This is a genomic window from Streptomyces sp. NBC_01477 (assembly GCF_036227245.1).
GTDB lineage: Bacteria > Actinomycetota > Actinomycetes > Streptomycetales > Streptomycetaceae > Actinacidiphila.
The window spans coordinates 5,751,377-5,775,000 of sequence record NZ_CP109445.1; the positions used below are offsets into that span (position 1 = coordinate 5,751,377).

The following is a 23,624-nucleotide window of genomic DNA, read 5'->3' on the forward strand; positions in this document are numbered from 1 at the left end:
GCAGATGTCCGGCTCGCCGACCGACGCGCGCCGCCGCCGTCAGCAGTGGACGCCGGACGCGGGCGTCAGCCGTACGCCCTTGGGCGGCGCGGTGGGCGGCCCCACCGGGACACCGGGCGCGGTGAAGTCCGCGCCCAGAGTGAGCGTCATGTTCGCCCGGGGCGCCGCGTCCTGGGTGCCCGGGATCAGCGCGGACGCGGGCAGGCCCATCATCGCGGCCAGCGAGCGCGCCTGGTCGGCCTGGTTCGGCGCATACCGCAACGTGGTCCGCGGCACCTTCGCATGGGCGTCGCCGCCGTTGGTGGAGCGGTTGACGCCCTGCGTGTTCTGCAGCCAGCTCAGCACGTCCTGGGAGGCGCCGAAGACCCCCGTGCCGTTGTAGATCTCCACCCGGGTGTTGTGCGGAGTCGCCTTCGGGCCGGCCAGCTTCGGATCGGCCGCCGGGGGGTGGTCGGGGGACAGGGACACATCGCGCGCCATCAGGGCGTAGAGCTGCGACGCCGTGGCCTGGTCGGCGACCGGCGGACCGGCGCCGCCCCGCACCGGTACCGTCACAAAGGTGACGTGCTTCGGATCGGCCGCACCCATGGCGTCGGCCAGCGCGCCCAGCGCCTTTGCGCTGCCGAGCGGGCTGTCCGTGGTGAGCGCGGCAGGCGCGGTACGTGCCAGCGCCGTCAGCGTCCCCGGGACGGCCAGCGTACGGTCCACGCACAGGTCCGCCGCCCCGACACCGGTCGATGCCGCTTTCGCCGCCGCATAGTCGACCAGCACCACATGGTCCACCGGCAGCCCGGTCAACTGCTTCACCGCCCGCAGCGCGCAGCCGGGGCCGCGCCCGGTCAACGCGGCGGAGAACGGCTGCTGCTCGGCCCCCTTGACGGTCCCGCCGCCCACCGGGCAGTCCGGGATGTCCGTCACCAGCGCCGGCGGAATGACCAGCGCCGTCGCATTGCCGCGGTCCGCGGCCACATGCAGCAGCACGGCGGTGTCCGCGGTGGCGCCCACAGGTCCGCCGCCGAGCACCAGGACGTTCATCGCACCGGCGTGGACAGGGTCCTTGCTCCCGGCCGCACCGATGTCCACGGTACGGATGCCGGGCCCGTCGCCCTGCCGCAGCACGACGATCCCCGCGGTCACACCGGCGACCAGCACGGCGCAGGTGGTCCCGACCGCCCACGCCAGGGCGGGCGGCCTGCGCGGCTTGGCCTTGCGGCGCCGCGACCCGGCGGCGGGGGCGGCGGCCCTGCGTCCGCCGCGGCCCGCGCGGGCGGCCGGGGTACGTACCGCGGCCCGCCGCGCCGGTGCGGGCCCGACCGGTGTGGGCGCGGGCGGCACCGGCACCGGCTCCGACGGCGCGTCAAGGCGCAGCTGGTACATGCCGGTTGCCGGGTCCAGCACCCACTGGTCAGCCGGGTCGACGTACCCGGAGTCCTCCGTGTCCACGGTCGCTCGGGTCCTCCCTCCACGGCCGGCCGGGCATTCACCTTAGTTCATCAGGCTTTGCCGCAGATGTCGGCATCGGCGGTCGTACCCCGATAGGTGGGTCCCGTGGTGGCAGGCGTGCCGCTCGTCGTGGGTGTGCCGGTCGCGCCGGGCTTCCCGCTCTTCGGCTTCCCGCTGTCCTGCTTACCGGACTCCGATGTCCCGCTGCCCGCTGTCCCGTTGTCCGATTTGCCGTCCGGCGTCACCGTCACCGGCATGTCGTCGCGCAGCGCCGCGAAGAGCCGGCCGGCGGCGGGCTGCACGAGCTGGTCGCGGTTGCGGTCCTTCGTGTACTGCTCCCGCGGCAGTGTCAGGAACTGCACCTGCCCGGTCGGTATCCGCTGGATGTCCCGCGCCAGGCTGTACAGCTCGCTGAGCGAGTCGAGGCCCGGGTCCGCGGTGAGCGAGGAGGTCGCGGCCGAGAGCACCGGGTAGACCTTGGTCGGGTTGAGCAGCACGCCGTTGCTGCTGACCTTGGAGAACAGCGAGCCGAGGAAGCCCTGCTGGCGGTCCATCCGCTCGGTGTCGCTGCCGTCGCCGAAGCCGTGCCTGGACCGCACATAGCCGAGCGCCTGTTCGCCGTTCAGCGTCTGCCGCCCGGCCGGCAGGTCGAGGTGCGCCTTCGTGTCGTGCACCGGCTCCGCCAGGCACACGTCCACGCCGTCGACCGCGTTCACGATCTTCTTGAACCCGGAGAAGTCCACGATCAGGTGATGGTCGATCCGGATCCCCGTCATGTTCTCGACGGTCCGGATCGTGCAGGCGGCACCGCCGAATTCGAAGGCCCAGTTGAACTGCACGAACCGCGCCGCGGTCTTGCCGCCGTTCGGCTTGTCGCAGCTCGGCACGTGCGCCATCAGGTCGCGCGGAATGCTCATCGCCGTCGCACTGTGCCGGTCCGCGGCCAGGTGCAGCAGGATCGCGGTGTCCGAGCGCTGGGTGCCGCTGTCCTGGCCGTACTTCCCGTTGCCGTCACCGCGGTTGTCCGAGCCCAGCAGCAGGATGTTCTCCGCGGAGGTCGGCCCCTCCGTCGGCCGCTCCGACTCGTGCACGTTCAAGTCGTTCTCGGTCACCGTGTCCGTGGTGATGTTCCCGTCGAGCTGCTGGTACAGGTAGTAGAGGCCGCCGGCCCCGGCCAGCACGGCCACGGCGGTGCCCGCCGCCAGCAGCTTGACCCACCGATACCTCCGCCGGCCCGCCTCCGGCGCGGCTCCGGCCTCCGGGTACGCCTCCAGCCCCGCCAGAGGCTCGGGCTGCACCTGCGACCCTGCCTCCGGCTCCGGCTCCGCCCCGGGCGCGGGTGCGAGGTCGGGCTCTGCCTCAGCTCCGGGCTCAGGACCCGGCTCAGGCTCCGCCTTGGCCCCGGCATCGGGACCCGGCTCAGGCTCCGCCTTGGCCCCGGCCTCGGGGGCCGGCCCAGGTCCCGCCTTGGCCCCGGCCTCCGGCTGCGGGTCCGCGCCCGCCTCAGGTGCGGGCTCCGCCTGAACCTTTGGCTCGGACTCAGGCTCGTGGCCCGGCCCGGCCTCGGAGTCCGGCTGAGGTCCAGGCTGCGCCTGCGGCTTGGGTCCAGGCTCCGGATCCGACTGCGGATCCGACTCCGTAGGGTCCTCCTCCGGAGGCTCTGCTGACGTCGTCACGTCCCCGCCCATCCCTCGTCCGCCGGCACCCCGGGCTCGTGTGCCCGCACGTCACTCGTTCAGACAGTCGAATCCGCCCCTTGGTTGCGTCCACCTGCCCACTTGCTCAGCCAGCCTTACGAACGCGAGGAGCAGCCCCCACCGAGGGCCGCTGGCAATCACCACGGCGCCGCAGATAGCGAGGCCACGGCAAGTGGCACCCACCCGGGGGCGCGGGGAACTGCGCGGGCAACCCCAATGGCGCGGCAGGTGGCGAGGCCACGGCAAGTGACACCCACCCAGGGCGCGAGGAAATACGCGCGCAATCACCACGGCGCCGCAGATAGCGACGCCACGCCAAGTGGCACCCACCCGGGGGCGCGGGGAACTGCGCGGGGAACCCCAGCGGCGCGGCAGGTGGCGAGGCCCACCGCAAGTGACGCTCACCCGGGGGCGCGGGGAACCCCAGCGGCGCGGCAGGTGGCGAGGCCCACCGCAAGTGGCACCCACCCGGGGGCGCGGGGAACTGCGCGCGCAGCCCCAGCGGCGCGGCAGGTGGCGAGGCCCACCGCAAGTGACACCCCCCACCCCCGCGGCTCCGGCCAGAACGCGGCGCTACACCGTGAGAGTGACCCGCTCCGCCGCCTCCCGAGCGGCAACCTCCTCCGCCCCCAAGCCGGAGGCGTTCCTGCACAGGACGACGGAACCGCCGATCGCGAGCGGCGCGAGGAGCCCCGCCGCCAGGCCGGGCCAGCTGTCGAAGGGCAGCCGGGACAGCACCCGCGCCCCCGGCGCCAGCCGGTACGCCTCGGCCGAGGCGACGGCCCGTTCCACGACCTCCCCGGCGGTCACCGTGCCCTCGCCGACGAGTTCGAGCGCCGGCGAGCCCGCGCCCACCGGCGCGTACGGCACGAAGCGGTCGCCCTGCCCGGGCACCTCGACGGCGTAGTCGAGGAAGCCCGCGGGCGGCTGCGGGAAGCGCCCGCCGAGCGGTCGCAGCGCCAGCGCCACCCGCTCCCCGCCGCAGGCCCGCGCCCGCTCCAGGGTGTCGGGTCCGCTGACGACGAGGTCGGCGGTGCCGGGGTCCGCGCCCGGCGCGACCACCACGCCGGTGGAGAACCCGGCCAGTACCCACACCGCCGTCTGCCAGTGCGCGGGCAGCAGCAGCGCCATCCGGTCGCCGGGCTGCGCCCCCAACTCGTCCTGCAGGAGATTCGCGGTCTTCGCGACCCAGTTCCCGAAGGTGGCGACCGACAGTTCGACCCGCTCACCCGTGGCGTCGTCGTAGAAGGTGATCAGCGGCCGTGCCGGATCGGTGCGCAGGGCGGAGGCGAGCAGGCCGGCGGGGGTTTCCCGGGTGGGTGACGTCACGCCGGCCAGGCTACCGGCCGTGCCGGGGTACGGCGGCGGCTACCCTCGGGCGGGTGCCTTCACCGCGACCGCGCCTCACCGGCGGCGTCCCCGTCCCCAGGCCGGAGCGGGGGCGTATCCGAGCCCTGACCCCGCGAGGACCCCTCGACGTACGCCGTACGCTCATGCCGCTGCGCCGCGGTCCGGGCGACCCGGCGTTCCGGGTCGACGCCGACGGCACCTTCTGGCGGGCCAGCCGTACTCCCGCGGGCCCCGGCACACTGCGGCTGCGGGGCAGCGCGGCCGCAATGGAGGCCGAGGCGTGGGGCCCGGGCGCGGAGTGGCTGCTCGACACGCTGCCCGCGCTGCTCGGCGACGGCGACGACCCGGCGGCGTTCACCCCCCGGCACCGCATCGTGCACGCGGCGCACCGGCGTCATCCGGGCCTGCGGCTGACCAGGACCGGGCTCGTACTGGAGGCGCTGATCCCGTCGGTGCTCGAACAAAAGGTGACCACGGCGGAGGCCTACCGTGCCTGGCGGCTGCTGCTGCTCCAGCACGGTGAGCCGGCGCCGGGCCCGGCCGACCGTATGCGGGTGATGCCCGACGCGCGCGGCTGGGCGCGGGTGCCGTCGTGGGACTGGCACTGCGCCGGGGTGGACGACAAGCGCGCGTCCACGGTCCTGCGGGCGGCGCGCCTGGGGCCCAGGCTGGACGCGCTGACGTCGCTGCCGCCGCAGGAGGCGGGCACCCGGCTGCAGAGCGTGCCCGGCATCGGCCCGTGGACGGCCGCGGAGACGCTGCAGCGCAGCCACGGCGCCCCGGACGCGGTCACGGTCGGCGACCTGCACCTGCCGCACCACATCGGCTACGCGCTGACCGGCGCGCGGCGGTCGGACGACGCCACGATGCTCGACCTGCTGGCCCCCTACGCGGGCCAGCGCCACCGGGCCGCCCGGCTGATCCTGCTGGCCGCGCCGAGCCCGCCCCGGCACGGCCCCCGCCTGGCTCCGAACCCGCCGACCCGCCACTCCTGAGCGCCGGCCGCGTGCCGGGCCGCCGCCGTGGGCCGGGTGTTCACCGCGACTCGCTCAGCGCACCGCGATGAAGGCGTCGGCCGCGCGCGGCACCCGCGGTGCGGGCACGGTGGACGGGCGGCCGATGGCCACCGCGCCCATCGGGTCCCAGTTCGGCGGCAGGTCGAGGACGGAGCGCACCACATCGCGGCAGAACATCGTGGACGACACCCATGCGGAGCCGAGCTGTTCGCCGGCCAGGGCGACGAGGAAGTTCTGCACACCCGCACCGGCGGCGACCACGAACATCTCGCGCTCCGCCTGGGACCGCCGGGCGTCGGGATAGGCGTGGGCGCCGTAGGCGACCAGGCACGGCACGGCAAGATACGGCGCCCGGCGCAATACGTCGCCGCGCCGCAGCCGCCGGGCGACGCTCTCCTCCGAGAAGCCGTCCCGCCGCAGGTCCGCCGCCCAGGCGTCACGCATGGCGTCGAGCAGCCGCTCGCGTACCTCGGGCGTCTCCAGCAGCACGAAACGCCACGGCGTGGTGTGGTGCGGCGCGGGCGCGGTCACCGCGAGGGCGACCGCCCGCCGGACGGCCGCGGGTTCCACCGGGGTGTCGGCGAAGTCGCGCACCGTGCGGCGCAGCGACACCGCCTCCCGTACGGCCTCCGACGTGCCGAGCCGGAACATGTCGTTGGCGGCCGTGCGCACCAGCGGCCGGGCCCCGGCGTCGTCCGCGTCGGCGGTCTCCGGCGGGAGGACCGTGCCGGGCAGTCCGCGGACCACGGCGACCGGGCGGCCGGTCGCCTTGCCCTTGACCAGGTCGCCGGCCGCGGCCAGTTCGTCGGCGGTGGCGGTCACGGTCATATGCAGCGGATTGCCGTGCGAGTCCGCCCGGCCGCGCAGGTCGTCCAGGACGGCGACGCCCGCGGCGCCGATCGCGACATCGGTGAGCCCCTCGCGCCAGGGTCGCCCGAAGGTGTCGGTGACGACGACGCCGACGTTGACGCCGAGGCCGCCGCGCAGCCCGGTCCTGATCCGGCGGGCGGAGGCGTCGGGGTCCTCGGGCAGCAGCAGGACGGTGCCGGGCGCGGTGTTGGACGCGTCGACGCCGGCCGCGGCCATGACGAAGCCGTGCCGGGACTCGACGATCCTGGTCGTTCCGCGGCGCGCCACCAGCCGTACGGCCTCGGCGTCGATCGCGGCCTCCCGGTCGTCGGCGTGCACCAGGCGGCCCTCGGCCTTGCTGACGATCTTGGACGTGACCAGCACGATGTCGCCGTCGGCCAGTGCGACCCCGGTGGCGGCGATGAGCTCGGCGATGTCCGCGCCCGGCTGGACCTCGCCGATGCCCTCGGGGGCGAAGACCTCGACGCGCGGCGTGCTCATGCCCGTACCTCCCGTACCTCTTCGGCGAGCGTCAGCGCCTCGCGCGCCATCCGCGTGGTCGCCCCGAGCCCGGTCATCAGCAGCGGGATCGCCCGGCAGCGGATGCCGGCCGCCTCCACCGGTGCGACGGCGCCCGCGTCGACGGTGTCGACCAGCCAGCCGTCGAGCAGGCCGGAGCCGTAGTGCGTGGCGACCGCGGCGGCCGTGGACTCCACGCCGACCGCGGCCAGCACCTTGTCGGCCATGCCGCGCACGGGCGCGTCGCCGATGATCGGCGACAGGCCGACCACCGGCACCCCGGCCTCCGCGATCGCCTCACGGACGCCGGGCACGGCCAGGATCGTGCCGATGCTCACCACCGGATTCGACGGCGGGAAGACGATGACGTCGGCCGCGCCGATGGCCTCCAGCACCCCGGGAGCGGGCTTGGCCGCGTCCGCCCCGACCGCCACGACGGCGTGTGCCGGGACCGCGGCGCGCAGCCGTACCCAGTATTCCTGGAAGTGGACCGCCTTGCGCTCGCCGTCGGTCTCGACCAGGACGTGGGTCTCGATCCGGTCGTCCGACATCGGGATCAGCCGGACGCCCGGCTTCCAGCGGGCGCACAGGGCCTCGGTGACGGCGCTGAGCGGATAGCCGGCGGCCAGCATCTGGGTCCGCACGATGTGCGTGGCGAAGTCCCGGTCGCCCAGGCCGAACCACTCGGGTCCCACCCCGTACGCGGCCAGCTCCTCCTTCACGGTGAAGGTCTCGTCGGCCCGGCCCCAGCCCTGCTCCTCGTGGATGCCGCCGCCCAGGGTGTACATCACGGTGTCGAGGTCGGGGCAGACCTTCAAGCCGAACAGATGGATGTCGTCTCCGGTGTTGCCGATGACGGTGATCTCCGCCTCCGGCGCCGCTGCCAGCAGACCGCGCAGAAAGCGCGCCCCGCCGATTCCTCCGGCCAGAACCACGATTCGCATGGGTCCCAGTCTGTCAGCCCGCCGAAGCGGCCCTTACGGCTGCTGCCCGGCCGGGGCCTGCGCGGTCACCTGGGCGGCGGCCGTCGCGCCCGCGGCGGAGGTGCAGGCGTACGGCGTCATCTCGGTGAGGCCGGGGAAGTAGACGTGCAGGCTGACCGCGGGCTCCAGGCTGTCGTTGACGACCTCGTGCACATAGCCGGGTGCGAAGGCGCGCTGGCCGCCCCTGGCGAGCGCGCGGACGGTCTCGCCGCGGTCGCCGAGCGCGCGTTCGCGCAGCGCGCCCTGCAGGACGGTCAGTACGCCCGACGAACCGCCGTGGTCGTGCAGCCCGCTGCTCTGGCCCGGGAGCCAGCTGAGCAGCCACACCTCGTAGCCGGGGCCGGTCTGCAGGCGCGCGTACCAGCGGGTGGTGGCGTCGTAACGCACCAGGGGGGCCCATCGCTCGCGGTCGGCGGCGATGGAGCGGGCGAGTCCGGCGAACTCCGCCACGGTGCCGGGGTGTTGCGGCACCGGGGGGAGGAGGTGGGGCAGGGCGAGCGGGTCACCGGCGATAGAGACGTCGGAGTACATGAAGGTGTGTCCCTGGGGTGTGCACGAGTGGCGGGCGGTGCCAGGACCGGAACGACAGGTCCTGAACAGGGGGCTCAGCGACAGCGGCAGGAACAACAGCAGTTCTGCGCGAGCGCGACGCAGCAGGACTCGCGACGGCGGGTCCGGTAGGGCGCGTGGTGCTCGGCAGGCATGCGTACAAGAAGACCTGTCCGGCGGACCCGCTGTCAACTGGATGTCCGTTATGTTGCTTTTCTTTCACCTGATCCGGCGCCGCGCGCTGCTGAAAGGTTTGTGCGTGGGCATGTGGGGACAGGTGCAGCGACATCCGTGCACCGCGGTATTCCGCTTACCGGACGCAACCGAGCTGGGGAAACCGCGCGACGCGCAGTCCGTCGTCGCGTACATGTCCGACCGTTCCCCGGTGACCGCGCGCTCCTGTGATCGAAATGTGATCCACGGCGCTTCATTCGTACGGGCGGAACGTGCGACGTTGCCGCAGCGTCTGACGACGTGTGAGTGGTGGAGCGATCGGACCACGGTTGACGGATCCATGCTTTTAGCCCGATAACAACACTTTCCGTCACCCCTTGGTTCAGCGGAGTGAATAACGGACCCAATAGCAGATCTCGGCTTGACTGGCCCGGATCGGCGCACTTGTAATTTCACTCGTGTCGTCAAGCCGCACATGGTGACGGCCCACATCACGGGGAAGCACGACAGACGAGGGGCGCGCATGACCGAGCAGTTCCAGTTGCTGCTGGCCGAAGAGGCCGACGAGGAACTCGGCTGGCAGGAGCGCGCGCTGTGTGCGCAGACCGACCCCGAGTCGTTCTTCCCCGAAAAGGGCGGTTCCACGCGTGAGGCGAAAAAGGTCTGCCTCGCTTGCGAAGTCCGTTCCGACTGCCTGGAATACGCCCTCGCCAACGACGAGCGCTTCGGTATCTGGGGCGGCCTGTCGGAGCGGGAGCGCCGCCGGCTCAAGAAGGGCGTCGTCTGACCCGCACGCCATCCGCCCAGGACCCCGGCCGGCCCCCTGAGCAGCGGCAAGCCCGGCCATCTGCCACCGCTCGTACGCCTGCTCCGCAGCCCGCCCGCCGCGTCCCCGGACGCGACCGACGGGCTGCTGTTGTTCTCACACTGTGCTCACGCCAGGCCGGTGGTGTCCGCGTAAGCCGTTAGTGTGGGTGGCCGTCCGAGATGCAACCCCGCCGCGAGCGGGCGCCAGCGTCCACCGCAGTCCAGCGAACCGGGGCCAGAACCTCGATGCCCGTGAACAGCCCAGCACCGGCCGCCCACCCTGCCGGCACCCCTGAGTTCCCGCGCCATGTCGTCACCGCCGTGCTGGTAGCGCACGACGGCGCGCGCTGGCTGCCCAAGTCCCTCGCAGGTCTGCTCGCCCAGGACCGCCCGGTCCAGGACGTCATCGCCGCCGACACCGGCAGCGCCGACGACTCCGCGCGGCTGCTCGCCGAATCACTCGGCGACCAGCGCGTCCTGCACCTGGCCCGGCGTACGGGCTTCGGCGCCGCCGTCGAGGAGGCCGCCCGCACCGCCGTACCGCTCACCGCGGAGCAGCTGCCGTACCTGATCCGCCGCAGCGGCTGGGACCCCGCCACCCGCAGCTGGAACGACGACGTCTACGACGAGCCCCAACAGCCGTACGGCGAACCCGTCCAGTGGCTGTGGCTGCTGCACGACGACTGCGAGCCCGACCCCGGCGCCCTGGCCGGCCTGCTGCGGGTCGCCGACAGCTCGCCGTCCGCCGCCATCATCGGCCCCAAGCTGCGCAGCTGGTACGACCGCAAGCAGCTGCTCGAAGTCGGCGTCAGCATCGCCCGCAGCGGCCGCCGCTGGACCGCGCTCGAACGCCGCGAACAGGACCAGGGCCAGCACGACCAGGTGCGCCCGGTGCTGTCGGTGTCGTCCGCGGGCATGCTGGTCCGCCGCGACGTGTGGGAGGAGCTGGGCGGCTTCGACCGCCGGCTGCCCCTCATGCGCGACGACGTCGACTTCTGCTGGCGCGCCCAGAGCGCGGGCCACACCGTGCTCGTCGCCCCCGACGCCGTGCTGTGGCACGCCGAGGCCGCCTCCCGCGAGCGCCGCCCGGTGGACTGCGCGGGCCGCTCCGCCGTCAACCCGCACCGGGTCGACAAGGCCGGCGCGGTCTACACGCTGCTCGCCAACACCCGCGGCCCACTGCTGCCGTACGTCGCCCTGCGCATAGTCCTCGGCACATTGCTGCGCACCCTCGCCTATCTCGTCGGCAAGGTGCCAGGACAGGCCGTCGACGAGATCGTCGGCCTGCTCGGCGTCCTGCTGCGCCCCGGGCGGGTGCTCGGCGCCCGCCGCAGGCGCGGCGCGGGCACCGTCGCCCCCTCCGAGCTGCGGCCGCTCTTCCCGCCGCCAGGCGCGACCGTACGCGCCACCGTCGACCAGGTCGTCAGCAACATCGGGGGCCGCGCCGACGCCGCCACCGCCGCGGCAGGACGCCACGGCGGCGCCGTCGAGTCCGGACCGGGCGACGACGACAGCGGCGACTTCCTGGAGATCGAGCAGTTCGCCCGGCTCAAGCGGATCGCCCGCAAACCGGGCCCCGTGCTCTTCGCGGTGCTGCTGGTCGTCTCGCTGGCCGCCTGCCGCTCCCTGCTCGGCGGCGGCTCGCTGGCCGGCGGCGCCCTGCTGCCCTCCGACCCCGGCGCCTCCGACCTGTGGCGCAGCTACGCCGGGGCCTGGCACTCCCTCGGCACCGGCGGCACCGAGTCCGCGCCGCCCTACCTCGCCGTCCTCGGCCTGTTCTCGACCGTGCTGTTCGGCTCCACCGGCCTCACCCTGACCCTGCTGCTGGTCGCGTCGGTGCCGCTGGCCGGCTTCGCCGCCTACTTCGCGTCCCGCCCGCTGGTCGAATCACGGCTGCTGCGCGCCTGGGCCTCGGTCGCCTACGCCTTCCTGCCGGCCGCGACCGGCGCGCTCGCCACGGGCCGGCTCGGCACCGCCGTCCTGGCCATCCTGCTGCCGCTGATGGCCCGCGCCGCGGTCGCCTGCGCCGGGCTCCAGCTCGGCGCCGCCGCCCTGGACCGCGGCGCCAAGCCCGGCTGGCGCGCCACCTGGGCACTGGCCCTGATGCTCACCTTCACCACCGCCTTCACCCCGATCACGTGGCCCATTGCGCTGGTTCTCGCCGCCGCGACCGTCGCCTGGCGGATGGCCACCGGCCGCGGCGCCCTGCTCGTACCGCACCTGCTGCGCTTCGCCGCACTGATCATCACCCCGATCGTGCTGCTCGCCCCCTGGTCGCTGACGCTGCTGTCGCACCCCGGACGGCTGCTCCACGAGGCGGGCCTGCCGTACGGCGGCGCCAAGGACGCGTCGGGCCTGGACCTGCTGCTGCTCAGCCCCGGCGGCCCCAAGGCCTCCGGCGGTGTCCTGCTGGTCGGCCTGGTGCTGGCCGCGCTCGCCGCGCTGCTGCGCGACACCCGACGTACCGCGATCACCGCGGCCTGGGCCGTCGCCGCGACCGGCCTGCTCTTCGCCGTCATCGAGAACGGCAAGGCGTGGGCGGGACCCGCCACACTCGTCTACGGCCTGGCACTGCTGGCAGCCGCCGCGGTCGGCGCGGAAGGCGCCAACGAGCGGATCGCCGCCAGCGGATTCGGCTGGCGGCAGCCCGTCGCCGGCCTGATCGCCTTCGCCGCCGCCGCCGCGCCGCTGCTCGCCGCCTTCACCTGGGTCGCGCACGGCGCCGACGGACCCCTCGACCGCCGCGACCCGCAGCAGGTGCCCGCTTTCGTCGCCGAGGAGAGCACCAGCGGCGACCAGGCCCGCACCCTGGTCCTCAGCGGCACCGAAGGCCATGTCGCCTACGCACTGGTCCGCGGCGCGGGCGTCCGCATCGGCGACGCGGAATTGGCCGCGCAGGCCCGCCGCGACGCCACCCTGGACACCCTCGTCGCCAACCTGGTGGCCGGCTCGGGCGCCGACCAGGGCAGCAGGCTCGCCGGTTACGCCGTCCGCTACGTCCTCGCGCAGAAGGGCACGCCCCGCGCCCTGTCCCGCGTCATGGACAGCACCCCCGGCCTGTCCCGCGTCAGCCAGGCCGACGGCAGCGAGCTGTGGCGGGTCGACACGACCGTCTCCCGGCTGACGGTCACCGCCAAGGGCGCGCAGCCCGTCGCCGTCCCCTCGGGCCGCGTCGAGGCGCACACCAAGCTGCCCCCGGGCCCGCAGGGCCGCGTGCTGCGGCTCGCCGACTCCGCGTCGAGCGGCTGGCAGGCCAGCCTCGACGGCGCCGGCCTGACGCCGACCACGGTCGACGGGTGGGCGCAGGGCTTCGAACTGCCCGCCTCCGGCGGACGGCTCGACGTCACCTTCAAGGAGCCGGTCGCCCACGTCGGCTGGCTGGGCGTGCAGGCCCTGCTGCTGCTCGTCACCGTCGTGCTCGCGCTGCCGGGCCGCCGCCGGGAGGTCGACGACGACCTCCCGGACGCCGAGGGCGCCCTCGCCGCCGACATCCCGGCCCAGGCCGGCGGTGAAGGCCGCAGGGCCCGCCGCCTCCAGGCCGCGGCAGAGGCCGAGGCCGCCGCGAGCAGCGCCCAGGACGACGCCGGGCCTGACGCCCCCGAGGGCGACCCCGGACCGCCGCCGCAGCACAACCCGTACGACGCGCAAGCCGCGCCGTACGACCCCGCCGCGGCCGGCTACGACCCGGCGGAGGGGGGCTACGACCCGTACGCCGTCCCGGCCCCCGACGCGGGCGGCCAGGGCGCGGAGCCCTACTACGCGCCCTACCCCGACCAGCAGTGGGAGCAGCAGCCCTACCCCGCGGGACAGGGCGGCTACGAGCAGCAGAACACCGGCTACGGCGACCAGTACGGCTACGTCCCGCCGCAGCCCGGCTACGACCCCTACGCGCAGCAGGGGCAGCAGCCACCGCAGGACGGCACGGTGACCGGCTACGGCGACCAGGCGCGCTACGGCGACCAGGGCGGTTACGCCGACCCCGCGGCATATGGCGACGCCGAGCCGTACTACGCAGAAGGCGACCAGCGCCGTGACGGGAGCGACCACCAGTGAACCGCAACACCCTCTCCCTGGGCGGCGCCGTCGTCGCGCTCGCCGTCCTCACCGGCGCCGCCTCCCTGACCGGCGGCAGCGACTCGGCCGCCGCCCCCGAGGGCGCGGTGACCCGGCTGCCGGTGCAGCGCAGCACCGTGGTGTGCCCCGCGCCGTCCCCGTCGGAATTCGCGAACACCACCTACACGTCGTTCACCCCTTCGACGCCACGCGGCGGCGCCGGCGGTACGGGCAGCGCGGAGCTGGTCCCCGCCGCCGACAAGGCCAAGCCGCTCGCGCCGCTCAAGCAGACCGGCAAATCCGTCACCTATACGACGGACAAGCCCGAGGCGCCCGCCCTGATCGGCACCGCCGACGGGCCGCTGGCCCCCGGCTGGGCGGTCGAGCAGACCACCGTGGTGGACTCGGGGCCGGGCCGCGGGCTGCTCGGCACCTCCTGCGTCACCCCGGACAGCGAATTCTGGTTCCCCGGTGCCAGCACCGCGACCGGCCGGCAGGACTACCTGCACCTGGTGGACCCCGACGACGCCCCCGCGGTCGTCGACATCGAGCTGTACGGCAAGGACGGTCTGCTCAAGGCGTCGACAGGCGACGGCATCACGGTCCCCGGCAAGGGCTCCAAGCCGGTGCTGCTGTCCACGCTGGTCGCCGACAAGGTCGCGGACCTGACCGTGCACGTCGTCGTCCGCAGCGGCCGGGTCGGCGCCGCCGTCCAGGCCACCGACAACAAGATCGGCACGGACTGGCTGCCGCCCGCCGCCGAGCCCGCCACCTCGCTCGTCATGCCCGGCATCCCGGCCGACGCCACCGCCGTGCACCTGGTGGCGTACGCGACCGGCTCCGACGACGCCGACCTGACCATCAAGCTCGCCACCTCGACCGGTCTGATCTCCCCGGCCGACCACGAGACGCTGCACGTCAAGGCCGGGATGACCGCCACGGCCGACCTCGGGGACGTCACCAAGGGCGAGGCGGGTTCACTGGTCGTCGGATCGAGCACCGTCCATTCGCCCGTCCCTGTCGTGGTGGGCCTGCGCGTCACCCGCGGCAAGGGCGACAAGCAGGAGCTGGCCTTCCTGCCCGCGACCCCCGCCATCGACACCCGGGCCACCGTCGCCGACAACCGCGACAAGGCCTCGACGCTGACCCTGATGGCCGTCGGCAAGGACGCCAGCGTGAAGGTCACCTCGTCGCCCGGGCCGACCGGCGGGACCACGGTGACCAAGACCGTCATCGTCAAGGCGGGCACCAGCCTGTCCCTGCAGCCGCAGCCGCCCTCCCAGGGCAAGGGCGGCTACGCGGTGACCGTGGAACGGCTCTCCGGCGGCCTCGTCTACGCCTCGCGGATGCTGGCGCTGCCGCTGGGCGGCGTACCGATGTTCACCATCCAGCCGCTGCCGGACGACCGCGGCATGGTCGAGGTGCCGCAGGCCGGCGCCGACCTGGCCATCCTCAACAAGTAGCGCCGCAGGCGGGGACCGGCGTCGGGAGACGTCAGTCCTCGCCGTACTTCGGGTCGACGTTCTCGGGGGACAGGCCGAGCAGTTCCGCGACCTGCTCGACCACCACCTCGTGGACCAGCAGCGCCCGCTCGTCGCGGCTCTTGGCCCGGATCTCCACCGGCCGCCGGTAGACCACGATCCGGCTCGGCCGCCCCTTGTCCGCACCCACCAGCCGCCCCAGCGGCACCGCGTCGCCGTCGGCCGTACCGTCCTGCGGCCAGGGCACCTCCTGCACCGCGAATTCCACGTCCGCCAGCTGCGGCCAGCGCCGCTCCAGCCGGTCGGCGGCGTCTCTGACCAGGTCGTCGAAGGCGTCGGCGCGGCTGACCGCGAGCGGCACCTGCGGCGGCGCGATGGGGCCGCGCATGCCGCGGCCGTGCCGGTCGCGGTGCCGCGGACGCGGATCGGAGGGAGGCGGAGCGGAACTGTCCATCAGCGTGAGCCTAGCCGCCGCCCCGCGCCGTGTCGCGACCCGCATGAACGCGGTCCCCTTATCGTCATCCCGCGCCGAGGTTCAGGCCGCATCAAGCCACAGAAGTGACGGAAACGCGCCACCTGGCGCCCTGGGACGCCGCCGGCCACCGTGACGGGCGCCGGGCCGCGTTTGGTACGTACCTCCGGCCGTCCCGGCATCGCCGCAGGTGGCCGCCGCAGGGGCGGCGCAGGGCGGGAAAGCGGCGCCGCCACGACACGACCGGGTGAGCCTGGGGAGAGTCGTCGCGGCCCGCTCAAGAGTGCGGTACCGTCCAACCTCGTGAGCCCTGTACGTCGCTGTTCGCGCACCGCTTGCGGCCGCCCCGCCGTCGCGACGCTGACGTACGTCTACGCGGACTCCACGGCCGTCCTCGGCCCCCTCGCCACCTACGCGGAACCGCACTGCTACGACCTGTGCTCCGAGCACTCCGAGCGGCTCACCGCGCCCCGCGGCTGGGAAGTCGTCCGGCTCGCCGTCGACACCGGTCCTGTGCGGCCCAGCGGCGACGACCTGGAAGCGCTTGCCAACGCCGTGCGCGAGGCGGCCCGCCCGCAGGAGCGCACCCGGCCCGGCGCCCGCGACATCGACCCGCTGGAAGTCGCCCGACGCGGCCATCTGCGGGTGCTCCGCTCGCCGGAGTAGGACTCCGCGCCGCCCCCAGCCCCCGCACCCGTGCGGAACGGGCGTATGCCCCCCGGGGTAGGTTGTGGCCGGAACCGCGGCATATTGCCACGCCGTTCCGTCCGATCTCCGCGACCCCGTACAGCAGAGGTGTGCAGTGGCCGATTTGTCGCAGCTGGTCAAGGCCTACGACGTACGCGGAGTCGTACCCGATCAGTGGGACATCCCGCTCGCCGAGATCTTCGGCGCGGCCTTCGTCACCGTCACCGGAGCCGACGCCATTGTCGTCGGGCACGACATGCGGCCCTCGTCCCCCGGCCTGTCCGACGCCTTCGCCCGCGGTGCCGCCTCCCGCGGCGTGGACGTCACCCGCATCGGGCTGTGCTCCACCGACGAGCTGTACTTCGCCAGCGGGCGGCTCGGCCTGCCCGGCGCCATGTTCACCGCGAGCCACAACCCGGCGCAGTACAACGGCATCAAGATGTGCCGGGCCGGCGCCGCGCCCGTCGGCCAGGACACCGGCCTCGCCGACATCCGCGCGCTCGCCGAGAAGTGGCTGGAGACCGGCGTGCCGCCCGGCGCGGCCGTCCCCGGCACCATCGGCGACCGCGATGTGCTCGGCGACTACGCCGACTTCCTGCGGTCACTGGTCGACCTGTCGGGCATGCGGCCGCTGAAAGTCGTGGTCGACGCGGGGAACGGTATGGGCGGCCACACCGTGCCGACCGTACTGGCCGGCCTGCCGGTCGACCTGGTCCCGATGTACTTCGAGCTGGACGGCACCTTCCCCAACCACGAGGCCAACCCGCTCGACCCGAAGAATCTCGTCGACCTTCAGGCCCGGGTGCGCGAGACCGGTGCCGACCTCGGCCTGGCCTTCGACGGCGACGCCGACCGCTGCTTCGCCGTGGACGAGCGCGGCGAAGGGGTGCCGCCGTCCGCGGTCACCGCCCTGGTCGCAGCCCGCGAACTGGCCGCGCACCCCGGCGCCACGATCATCCACAACCTGATCACCTCCCGCTCGGTGCCCGAGGTCGTCAAGGAGCACGGCGGCACCCCGGTACGCACCCGGGTCGGCCACTCCTTCATCAAGCAGGAGATGGCCGCAACCGGCGCGGTCTTCGGCGGCGAGCACTCCGCGCACTACTACTTCCGCGACTTCTGGAACGCCGACACCGGCATGCTCGCCGCGCTGCACCTGCTGGCCGCCCTCGGCGGCCAGGACGGGCCGCTGTCCGCCCTGGTCGCCGGCTACGACCGCTACGCGTCCTCCGGCGAGATCAACAGCACCGTCGCCGACCAGCAGGGGCGTACGGCAGCGGTCCGCGCCGCCTTCGCCGGCCAGGACGGCGTCACCTTCGACGAACTCGACGGGCTCACCGTCAGCGCCGCCGACTGGTGGTTCAACCTGCGGGCGTCCAACACGGAACCGCTGCTGCGGCTCAATGTCGAAGCCGCGGACGACGAGGCCGTCGCCCGTATCCGCGACCAGGTGCTCGCGCTCGTGAACGGCTGAACCCCGCCGCCCCGGCCCGCCTTTCCGCTGCCTCGCCCCGGCCCCGTGCTCCGGCGAGGCGCGCGGGGATAGGCTGGCAGACAAAGGCCGGGGCATTCGTCCGGCGGGCGCCCCGGCCTCCGGCCCGTGGTCGTCCGCACTCATCGCACACGGCCCGGTCGGCACCTGCCCGCCGCACACCGCCCGGAGGACACCGCACATGCCGCTCGTCGAAGCCAGCCTTCTGGACATCCTCGCCTGCCCGGCCTGCCACGCCACGCTCCGCGAGGACGTGGACGCCGCGGAGCTGGTCTGCACCTCCGACACCTGCGGCCTGGCCTACCCGGTCAGGGACGACATCCCGGTGCTGCTGGTGGACGAGGCCCGCCGCCCCGGCTGACCGCCCGCGCACCACCGCACCCGCACCCGCACCCGCACCCCGTCCGACCGCATCACCACGTCACGACCCGGAGGTCGCATTGTTCGACGAGTCGCTGCTGGAGGACCCCGAGGGGCTGGCCCGCGCCGACACCCGCGGACTGCTCCGCGGAGTCGCCGCCTCCGGCGCCCGGGTCCGCACCGCACTACGGCTCGCGGAAGAGGCGGGCGTGACCGCACTGAAGCCCGACGGACGGCCCCGTACGGTCCTGGTGGCCGGCAGCGGGCCCGACGCCGCCGGGGTCGCCGACCTGCTGACCGCGCTCGGCTCGGGCAGCTGCCCCGCCGAGGCGCTCACCCCGACGGGACCGTCCCCCGAGCAGGCCCGCTGGACCCTGCCCGGCTGGGTGGGATCGCTCGACCTGCTGCTCCTGATCTCTCCGCACGGCACGGAACAGGGCCTCACCGACCTGGTCGAGCAGGCCTACCGCCGCGGTTGCACCGCCGCCGCCGTCACCCCGGCCAAGGCACCGCTGGCCGACGCGGTCGCACAGGTCCGCGGCCTGGCCCTGCCCTTCGCCGCCCCCGAGAGCAACGGCTCCGGCAGCGACACACCTGCCGACGCCGGCGCCTTCTGGGCGCTGCTCACCCCGCTGCTCGCCCTGACCGACCGGCTCGGCCTGATCACCGCACCGACAAGCGAACTCCACGCCCTCGCCGACACCCTGGACGAGGTGGCCGCCCGCTGCGGACCCGCCATCGCCACCTACACCAACCCGGCCAAAACCCTCGCCGCGGAATTGGACGACGCCCTCCCGCTGCTGTGGAGCCAGGGCCGGATAGCCGCCGCCGGCGCCCGCCGCTTCGCGACCGTCCTCGCCACCCGGGCCGGCCGCCCGGCACTGAGCGCGGAGCTGCCCGCCGCCCTCACCGCCCACGGCCCGCTGCAGGCCGGCGTGCACGCCCTCACCGCGGACCCCGACGACTTCTTCCGCGACCGCGTCGAGGAATCCGACGGGCTCCGGCTGCGGATCGTGCTGCTCCAGGAAGCCCCCGACCAGCCGGGCTCGGCGGCCCCCGCCGCCCGCGAACAGGCCTACGCCCACGACACCCCGCTGAGCGAGATCGCCGCTCCCGGCGGCAGCGATCTGCACGTCGCGGCGTCCCTGCTCGCCCTGACCGACTTCGCCGCCGTATATCTGGCCGTCGCCTCGACCGAGAGACCATGACCGGCATGAACCGCCTCCTCAACACCGTCCGCCCCTACGCCTGGGGCTCCACCACCGCCATCCCCGAACTCCTCGGCACCGCGCCCACCGGCGAGCCCCAGGCCGAACTGTGGATGGGCGCCCACCCCGGCGCACCCTCCCGCGTCGACCGCGGCGAAGGCCCCGTCCCGCTCGACGCCCTCATCGACGCCGACCCCACCGCGGAACTCGGCGACGCCACCGTCAAGCGCTTCGGCCCCCGGCTCCCCTTCCTGCTCAAGGTGCTCGCCGCCGGCGCACCGCTGTCCGTCCAGGTCCACCCCGACCTCGCCCAGGCCAGGGCCGGATACGCCGACGAGGAAGCCCGCGGCATCCCGCTCGACGCCCCGCACCGCACCTACAAGGACGCCAACCACAAGCCCGAAATGCTGGTGGCGCTGTCCCCCTTCGACGGACTGTGCGGATTCCGCCGGCCCGCCGAGGCCGCCGCGCTCATCGACGCCCTCGGTGTCGGCGCCCTCGCCCCCTACGCCGACATCCTGCGCGCCCACCCCGAGGACCGGGCGCTGCGCGAGGTACTCGCCGCCGTCCTCGGCGGCGACCCCGCCGCGATGGCCGACACCGTCCACGCCGCCACCGAGGCCGCCGCCCGCCTGGCCGCCACCGACACCCCGTACGCCGCGGACTACGCCGCCTACGCCAAGGCCGCCCACAGCTTCCCCGGCGACCGCGGTGTCATCGCCGCGATGCTGCTCAACCACGTACAACTCCAGCCCGGCGAAGCCCTCTACCTCGGCGCCGGCGTCCCGCACGCCTACCTCGACGGCCTCGGCGTCGAAATCATGGCCAACTCCGACAACGTGCTGCGCTGCGGCCTCACCCCCAAACACATCGACGTGCCCGAACTCCTGCGCGTCGTCCGCTTCGAAGCCGGCGACCCCGGCGTGCTGCGCCCCGAGGCCGCCCCCGACGGTGAGGAGCTGTACGCCGCCCCCATCGACGAATTCCGGCTCTCCCGCTACGTCCTCGCCGCCGGCTCCGGCCCACGCACTCTCGACCAGGGCACCCCGCAGATCCTGCTGTGCACCGCGGGGCAGGCCCTGCTGAGCGCCGAGGACGGCAGCACACTGACCCTCGGCCGCGGCGAATCCTGCTGGATCCCGGCCGGCGAACGCACCGAACTCAGCGGCGAAGGCACCGTCTTCCGCGCCACCGTGGCGGCCTGAGGCACCGACCGCGGCGCGGACTGCAACAATGTCCGTCCGCAGCGCCCGACACGGCGAGCCAGCCGCCCGGGCCGACGGAAGGGACACCCAGCACTTATGAGCGCCTCAGGCGGAAGCAGAGCGATCGTCGCGGCGCTGAGCGCCAACCTCGCCATCGCCGCGGCGAAGTTCGTGGCATTCGCGTTCAGCGGCTCCTCCTCGATGCTCGCGGAAGGCGTGCACTCCCTCGCCGACTCCGGCAACCAGGCACTGCTCCTCATCGGGGGCAAGAAGGCCAAGCAGGCAGCCAATGAGGAACACCCGTTCGGCTACGGCAGGGAACGCTACATCTACGCCTTCCTCGTCTCGATCGTCCTGTTCTCCGTGGGCGGCATGTTCGCCCTCTACGAGGGCTACGAGAAGATCAGCCACCCGCACCCGGTCGACCACTGGTACTGGCCGGTCGGCGTCCTGATCTTCGCCATCGCCGCCGAGGGCTTCTCCTTCCGTACCGCCATCAAGGAGTCCAACCCCACGCGCGGGACCCTGTCGTGGGTCGAGTTCATCCGCCGCGCCAAGGCACCGGAACTCCCGGTCGTCCTGCTGGAGGACTTCGGCGCCCTCATCGGCCTGGTCCTCGCCCTGCTCGGCGTCGGCATCGCGCTGGCCACCGACAGCGGCGTCTGGGACGGCGTCGGCACCCTGTGCATCGGGACCCTGCTCATCTGCATCGCCCTCGTGCTCGCGGCCGAGACGAAGTCCCTGCTGCTCGGCGAAGGCGCGGGAGCGGACTCCCTGGCCCGCATCCGCGCGGCCGTGGTCGCGGGCGACACCGTCACCGGCATCATCCACATGCGCACCCTGCACCTCGGCCCCGAAGAACTGCTGGTCGCCGCCAAGATCGCCGTCAAGCACGACGACACCGCCGCTGAGGTCGCCCGCGCCATCGACGCGGCCGAGGAACGCATCCGCGCCGCGGAACCCTTCGCCCGCGTCATCTACCTCGAACCCGACATCTACAGCGACACCGCCGCCGCGGCCGGCCCCGACCCCGACCAGACGCCCGGCGGCCGCTGACCCCGATGGACTGCGACGGATCGGCCGACCGGTGTAGATTCGTTCCCAGCCAGACGTCGCTGCTGATGGCGGTCGGGCGGTCACCGCACGGTGACCGGCCGAGGGAGAGAGGGCCTCCGACGGGTTGCGCTGCCGCAAGGGGACAGGTCCGCCCGCAGCCGGTCGCACCTGTTGCCGCCTTGTGACCGCGCCACACCCCAGTCCACCTCGATCGCACCGAGGAGCAGCCCGAATGACGACTACCGCCACCGACTTCAAGGTCGCGGACCTCTCCCTTGCGGCCTTCGGCCGCAAGGAGATCACCCTCGCCGAGCACGAGATGCCCGGCCTGATGTCCCTGCGCGCGGAATACGCCGCCAGCCAGCCGCTCGCCGGCGCCCGTGTCACCGGCTCGCTGCACATGACCGTGCAGACCGCCGTCCTCATCGAGACCCTGGTTGCCCTCGGCGCCGAGGTCCGCTGGGCGTCCTGCAACATCTTCTCCACCCAGGACCACGCCGCCGCGGCCATCGCGGTCGGCCCTGACGGCACCCCCGACAACCCCCGGGGCATCCCCGTCTTCGCCTGGAAGGGCGAAAGCCTCGAAGAGTACTGGTGGTGCACGGAACAGGCGCTGACCTGGCCCAACACCCCCACCGGCGGCCCGAACATGATCCTGGACGACGGTGGCGACGCCACCCTGCTCGTCCACCAGGGCGTCGAGTTCGAGAAGGCGGGCGCCGTCCCCGCCACCACCGCGGAGGACAGCGAGGAGCACGGCTACGTCCTCGCCCTGCTGCGCCGCACCCTCGCGGCGAGCCCGCAGAAGTGGACCCAGCTCGCCTCCGAGATCCGCGGGGTCACCGAGGAGACCACCACCGGCGTCCACCGCCTCTACGAGATGCAGCAGGAAGGCACGCTGCTCTTCCCGGCGATCAACGTCAACGACGCGGTGACCAAGTCGAAGTTCGACAACAAGTACGGCTGCCGGCACTCCCTGGTCGACGGCATCAACCGCGCCACCGACGTCCTGATCGGCGGCAAGGTCGCCGTCATCTGCGGCTACGGCGACGTCGGCAAGGGCTGCGCCGAGTCGCTGCGCGGCCAGGGCGCCCGCGTCATCGTCACCGAGATCGACCCGATCTGCGCGCTCCAGGCGGCGATGGACGGCTACCAGGTCGCCACGCTCGACGACGTGGTCGAGACGGCCGACATCTTCGTCACCACCACCGGCAACCGGGACATCATCATGGCCTCCGACATGGCCAGGATGAAGCACCAGGCGATCGTCGGGAACATCGGCCACTTCGACAACGAGATCGACATGGCCGGCCTCGCGAAGATCCCCGGCATCGTCAAGGACGAGGTCAAGCCCCAGGTCCACACCTGGACCTTCTCCGACGGCAAGGTCCTGATCGTGCTGTCCGAGGGCCGGCTGCTCAACCTCGGCAACGCCACCGGCCACCCCTCCTTCGTCATGTCCAACTCCTTCACGGACCAGACGCTGGCGCAGGTCGAGCTGTTCACGAAGCCCGAGGAATACCCGATCGGCGTCTACGTGCTTCCCAAGCACCTCGATGAGAAGGTCGCCCGGCTGCACCTCGACGCACTCGGCGTCCGGCTCACCACCCTGCGGCCCGAGCAGGCCTCCTACATCGGCGTGAAGGTCGAAGGCCCCTACAAGCCCGACCACTACCGCTACTGAGCGACACGTCCCCACCGTCCGGCCCGACCAGGCCGAACCGAACCGCGCAGGCCCCCGTCTCCCCGTCGAGGCGGGGGCCTCGCCAGATCCCGAGAACCCACCATGCCCCGCGGCCGTTACTCGCTCCACGACACTCATGACCACACCCCCTTGGGAGAAGAACACTTCCACTGCGCCACCGGCCCCTCCGGCTGGCGCTACACCGCGCAGACCACGGGTCCCGGCGGCGATCACGCCGGCTCCGTCGACCTGACCCTCGACGAACTCGGCCGCCCCATCCGCCTGGAGCTCCATGCCCACGCCTGGCAGGTCCGGGCAGCCGCCCTCGACGGCGTCACCTGGGTCCGCACCGATCCCACCGGCGAACACGCACAGGAGGGCAATGCCCCCGCGCACGCCTTCACCGGCGCCTCGCCCGCATTCCTGATCGCCACCGCGAGACTCCTCCGCCTCGAACCCGGCGGCCCCGCCACCCGCGTACGTCTCGTGTCATTCCGGCCCCCCGTGCTCGCACCCCTGACTGTGGACCAGTCGTGGTC

The 23,624-nt window shown here is 73.6% G+C and carries 19 protein-coding genes (1 of these 19 cut by a window edge); 12 read left to right on the forward strand and 7 right to left on the reverse strand.

Going from position 1 to position 23,624, the window contains the following annotated elements; all coding sequences use genetic code 11:
* Positions 1-39: 39 nt before the first annotated feature.
* From OHA86_RS24475 to OHA86_RS24485, 3 genes are all read right to left on the reverse strand, one after another.
* Positions 40-1,443, reverse strand: coding sequence for an LCP family protein (locus OHA86_RS24475; RefSeq protein ID WP_329178514.1), 1,404 nt, complete (start codon positions 1,441-1,443; stop codon positions 40-42).
* A 50-nt stretch (positions 1,444-1,493) separates the two neighbouring features.
* Complete coding sequence (locus OHA86_RS24480; RefSeq protein ID WP_329178516.1) at positions 1,494-2,741, reverse strand: LCP family protein; 1,248 nt, start codon at positions 2,739-2,741, stop codon at positions 1,494-1,496.
* A 972-nt stretch (positions 2,742-3,713) separates the two neighbouring features.
* Entirely contained in the window at positions 3,714-4,469 is a 756-nt protein-coding gene (locus tag OHA86_RS24485) for a TIGR03089 family protein (RefSeq protein ID WP_329178518.1), read from the reverse strand.
* 164 nt (positions 4,470-4,633) lie between these two features.
* Between OHA86_RS24485 and OHA86_RS24490 the strand changes: the two genes are divergently transcribed.
* Positions 4,634-5,485, forward strand: a complete 852-nt coding sequence (locus OHA86_RS24490) for a DNA-3-methyladenine glycosylase family protein (protein WP_329182540.1) — start codon at positions 4,634-4,636, stop codon at positions 5,483-5,485.
* A gap of 54 nt (positions 5,486-5,539) precedes the next feature.
* Here the strand turns inward: OHA86_RS24490 and OHA86_RS24495 are convergent, their stop codons facing one another.
* From OHA86_RS24495 to OHA86_RS24505, 3 genes are read right to left on the reverse strand one after another with little or no spacing between them, the layout of a single operon-like run.
* Positions 5,540-6,856: a coenzyme F420-0:L-glutamate ligase gene (locus tag OHA86_RS24495; protein ID WP_329178520.1), complete on the reverse strand. Its 1,317-nt coding sequence runs from the start codon at positions 6,854-6,856 to the stop codon at positions 5,540-5,542.
* The gene (cofD, locus tag OHA86_RS24500) at positions 6,853-7,818 is read right to left on the reverse strand and encodes a 2-phospho-L-lactate transferase (RefSeq protein WP_329178522.1); all 966 of its coding nucleotides are present in this window, start codon (positions 7,816-7,818) and stop codon (positions 6,853-6,855) included. The genes OHA86_RS24495 and cofD overlap by 4 nt, the downstream gene beginning before the upstream one ends.
* A 33-nt stretch (positions 7,819-7,851) precedes the next feature.
* Positions 7,852-8,388, reverse strand: coding sequence for a cysteine dioxygenase (locus tag OHA86_RS24505; RefSeq protein ID WP_329178524.1), 537 nt, complete (start codon positions 8,386-8,388; stop codon positions 7,852-7,854).
* Between the two features lie 715 nt (positions 8,389-9,103).
* On the opposite strand from OHA86_RS24505, the gene OHA86_RS24510 reads away from it, so the two are divergent.
* The 3 genes from OHA86_RS24510 to OHA86_RS24520 all read left to right on the forward strand — a co-directional run bounded on the left by OHA86_RS24510 (position 9,104) and on the right by OHA86_RS24520 (position 14,903).
* Positions 9,104-9,367, forward strand: coding sequence for a WhiB family transcriptional regulator (locus tag OHA86_RS24510; protein WP_031519519.1), 264 nt, complete (start codon positions 9,104-9,106; stop codon positions 9,365-9,367).
* Positions 9,368-9,633: 266 nt separating this feature from the next.
* Positions 9,634-13,440, forward strand: coding sequence for a glycosyltransferase family 2 protein (locus tag OHA86_RS24515; protein ID WP_329178525.1), 3,807 nt, complete (start codon positions 9,634-9,636; stop codon positions 13,438-13,440).
* The gene (locus OHA86_RS24520; RefSeq protein ID WP_329178527.1) at positions 13,437-14,903 is read left to right on the forward strand and encodes a DUF5719 family protein; all 1,467 of its coding nucleotides are present in this window, start codon (positions 13,437-13,439) and stop codon (positions 14,901-14,903) included. The genes OHA86_RS24515 and OHA86_RS24520 overlap by 4 nt, the downstream gene beginning before the upstream one ends.
* 31 nt (positions 14,904-14,934) lie before the next feature.
* Here OHA86_RS24520 and OHA86_RS24525 read toward each other — a convergent pair whose 3' ends face one another.
* Positions 14,935-15,375, reverse strand: coding sequence for a metallopeptidase family protein (locus tag OHA86_RS24525; RefSeq protein ID WP_329178529.1), 441 nt, complete (start codon positions 15,373-15,375; stop codon positions 14,935-14,937).
* Positions 15,376-15,696: 321 nt separating this feature from the next.
* On the opposite strand from OHA86_RS24525, the gene OHA86_RS24530 reads away from it, so the two are divergent.
* From OHA86_RS24530 to OHA86_RS24565, 8 genes are all read left to right on the forward strand, one after another.
* A complete protein-coding gene (locus tag OHA86_RS24530) occupies positions 15,697-16,059 on the forward strand; it encodes a DUF3499 domain-containing protein (RefSeq protein WP_031519528.1) in 363 nt (120 codons plus the stop codon).
* Positions 16,060-16,195: 136 nt separating this feature from the next.
* Positions 16,196-17,554, forward strand: a complete 1,359-nt coding sequence (locus OHA86_RS24535) for a phosphomannomutase/phosphoglucomutase (protein WP_329178532.1) — start codon at positions 16,196-16,198, stop codon at positions 17,552-17,554.
* A 199-nt stretch (positions 17,555-17,753) separates the two neighbouring features.
* A complete protein-coding gene (locus OHA86_RS24540; protein ID WP_329178534.1) occupies positions 17,754-17,933 on the forward strand; it encodes a Trm112 family protein in 180 nt (59 codons plus the stop codon).
* A 79-nt stretch (positions 17,934-18,012) separates the two neighbouring features.
* Complete coding sequence (locus OHA86_RS24545) at positions 18,013-19,140, forward strand: SIS domain-containing protein (protein WP_329178536.1); 1,128 nt, start codon at positions 18,013-18,015, stop codon at positions 19,138-19,140.
* A 5-nt stretch (positions 19,141-19,145) separates the two neighbouring features.
* Positions 19,146-20,345, forward strand: a complete 1,200-nt coding sequence (gene manA / locus OHA86_RS24550; protein ID WP_329178537.1) for a mannose-6-phosphate isomerase, class I — start codon at positions 19,146-19,148, stop codon at positions 20,343-20,345.
* 96 nt (positions 20,346-20,441) lie between these two features.
* Positions 20,442-21,401, forward strand: coding sequence for a cation diffusion facilitator family transporter (locus OHA86_RS24555; RefSeq protein WP_329178538.1), 960 nt, complete (start codon positions 20,442-20,444; stop codon positions 21,399-21,401).
* 232 nt (positions 21,402-21,633) lie between these two features.
* Positions 21,634-23,085, forward strand: coding sequence for an adenosylhomocysteinase (gene ahcY / locus OHA86_RS24560; protein WP_329178540.1), 1,452 nt, complete (start codon positions 21,634-21,636; stop codon positions 23,083-23,085).
* Between the two features lie 102 nt (positions 23,086-23,187).
* Positions 23,188-23,624, forward strand: the 5' portion of a protein-coding gene (locus OHA86_RS24565; protein WP_329178542.1) for a hypothetical protein. 178 nt of this gene lie beyond the right edge of the window; 437 of the gene's 615 nt are visible here — the first part of the coding sequence; its start codon is at positions 23,188-23,190; the stop codon falls past the right edge of the window.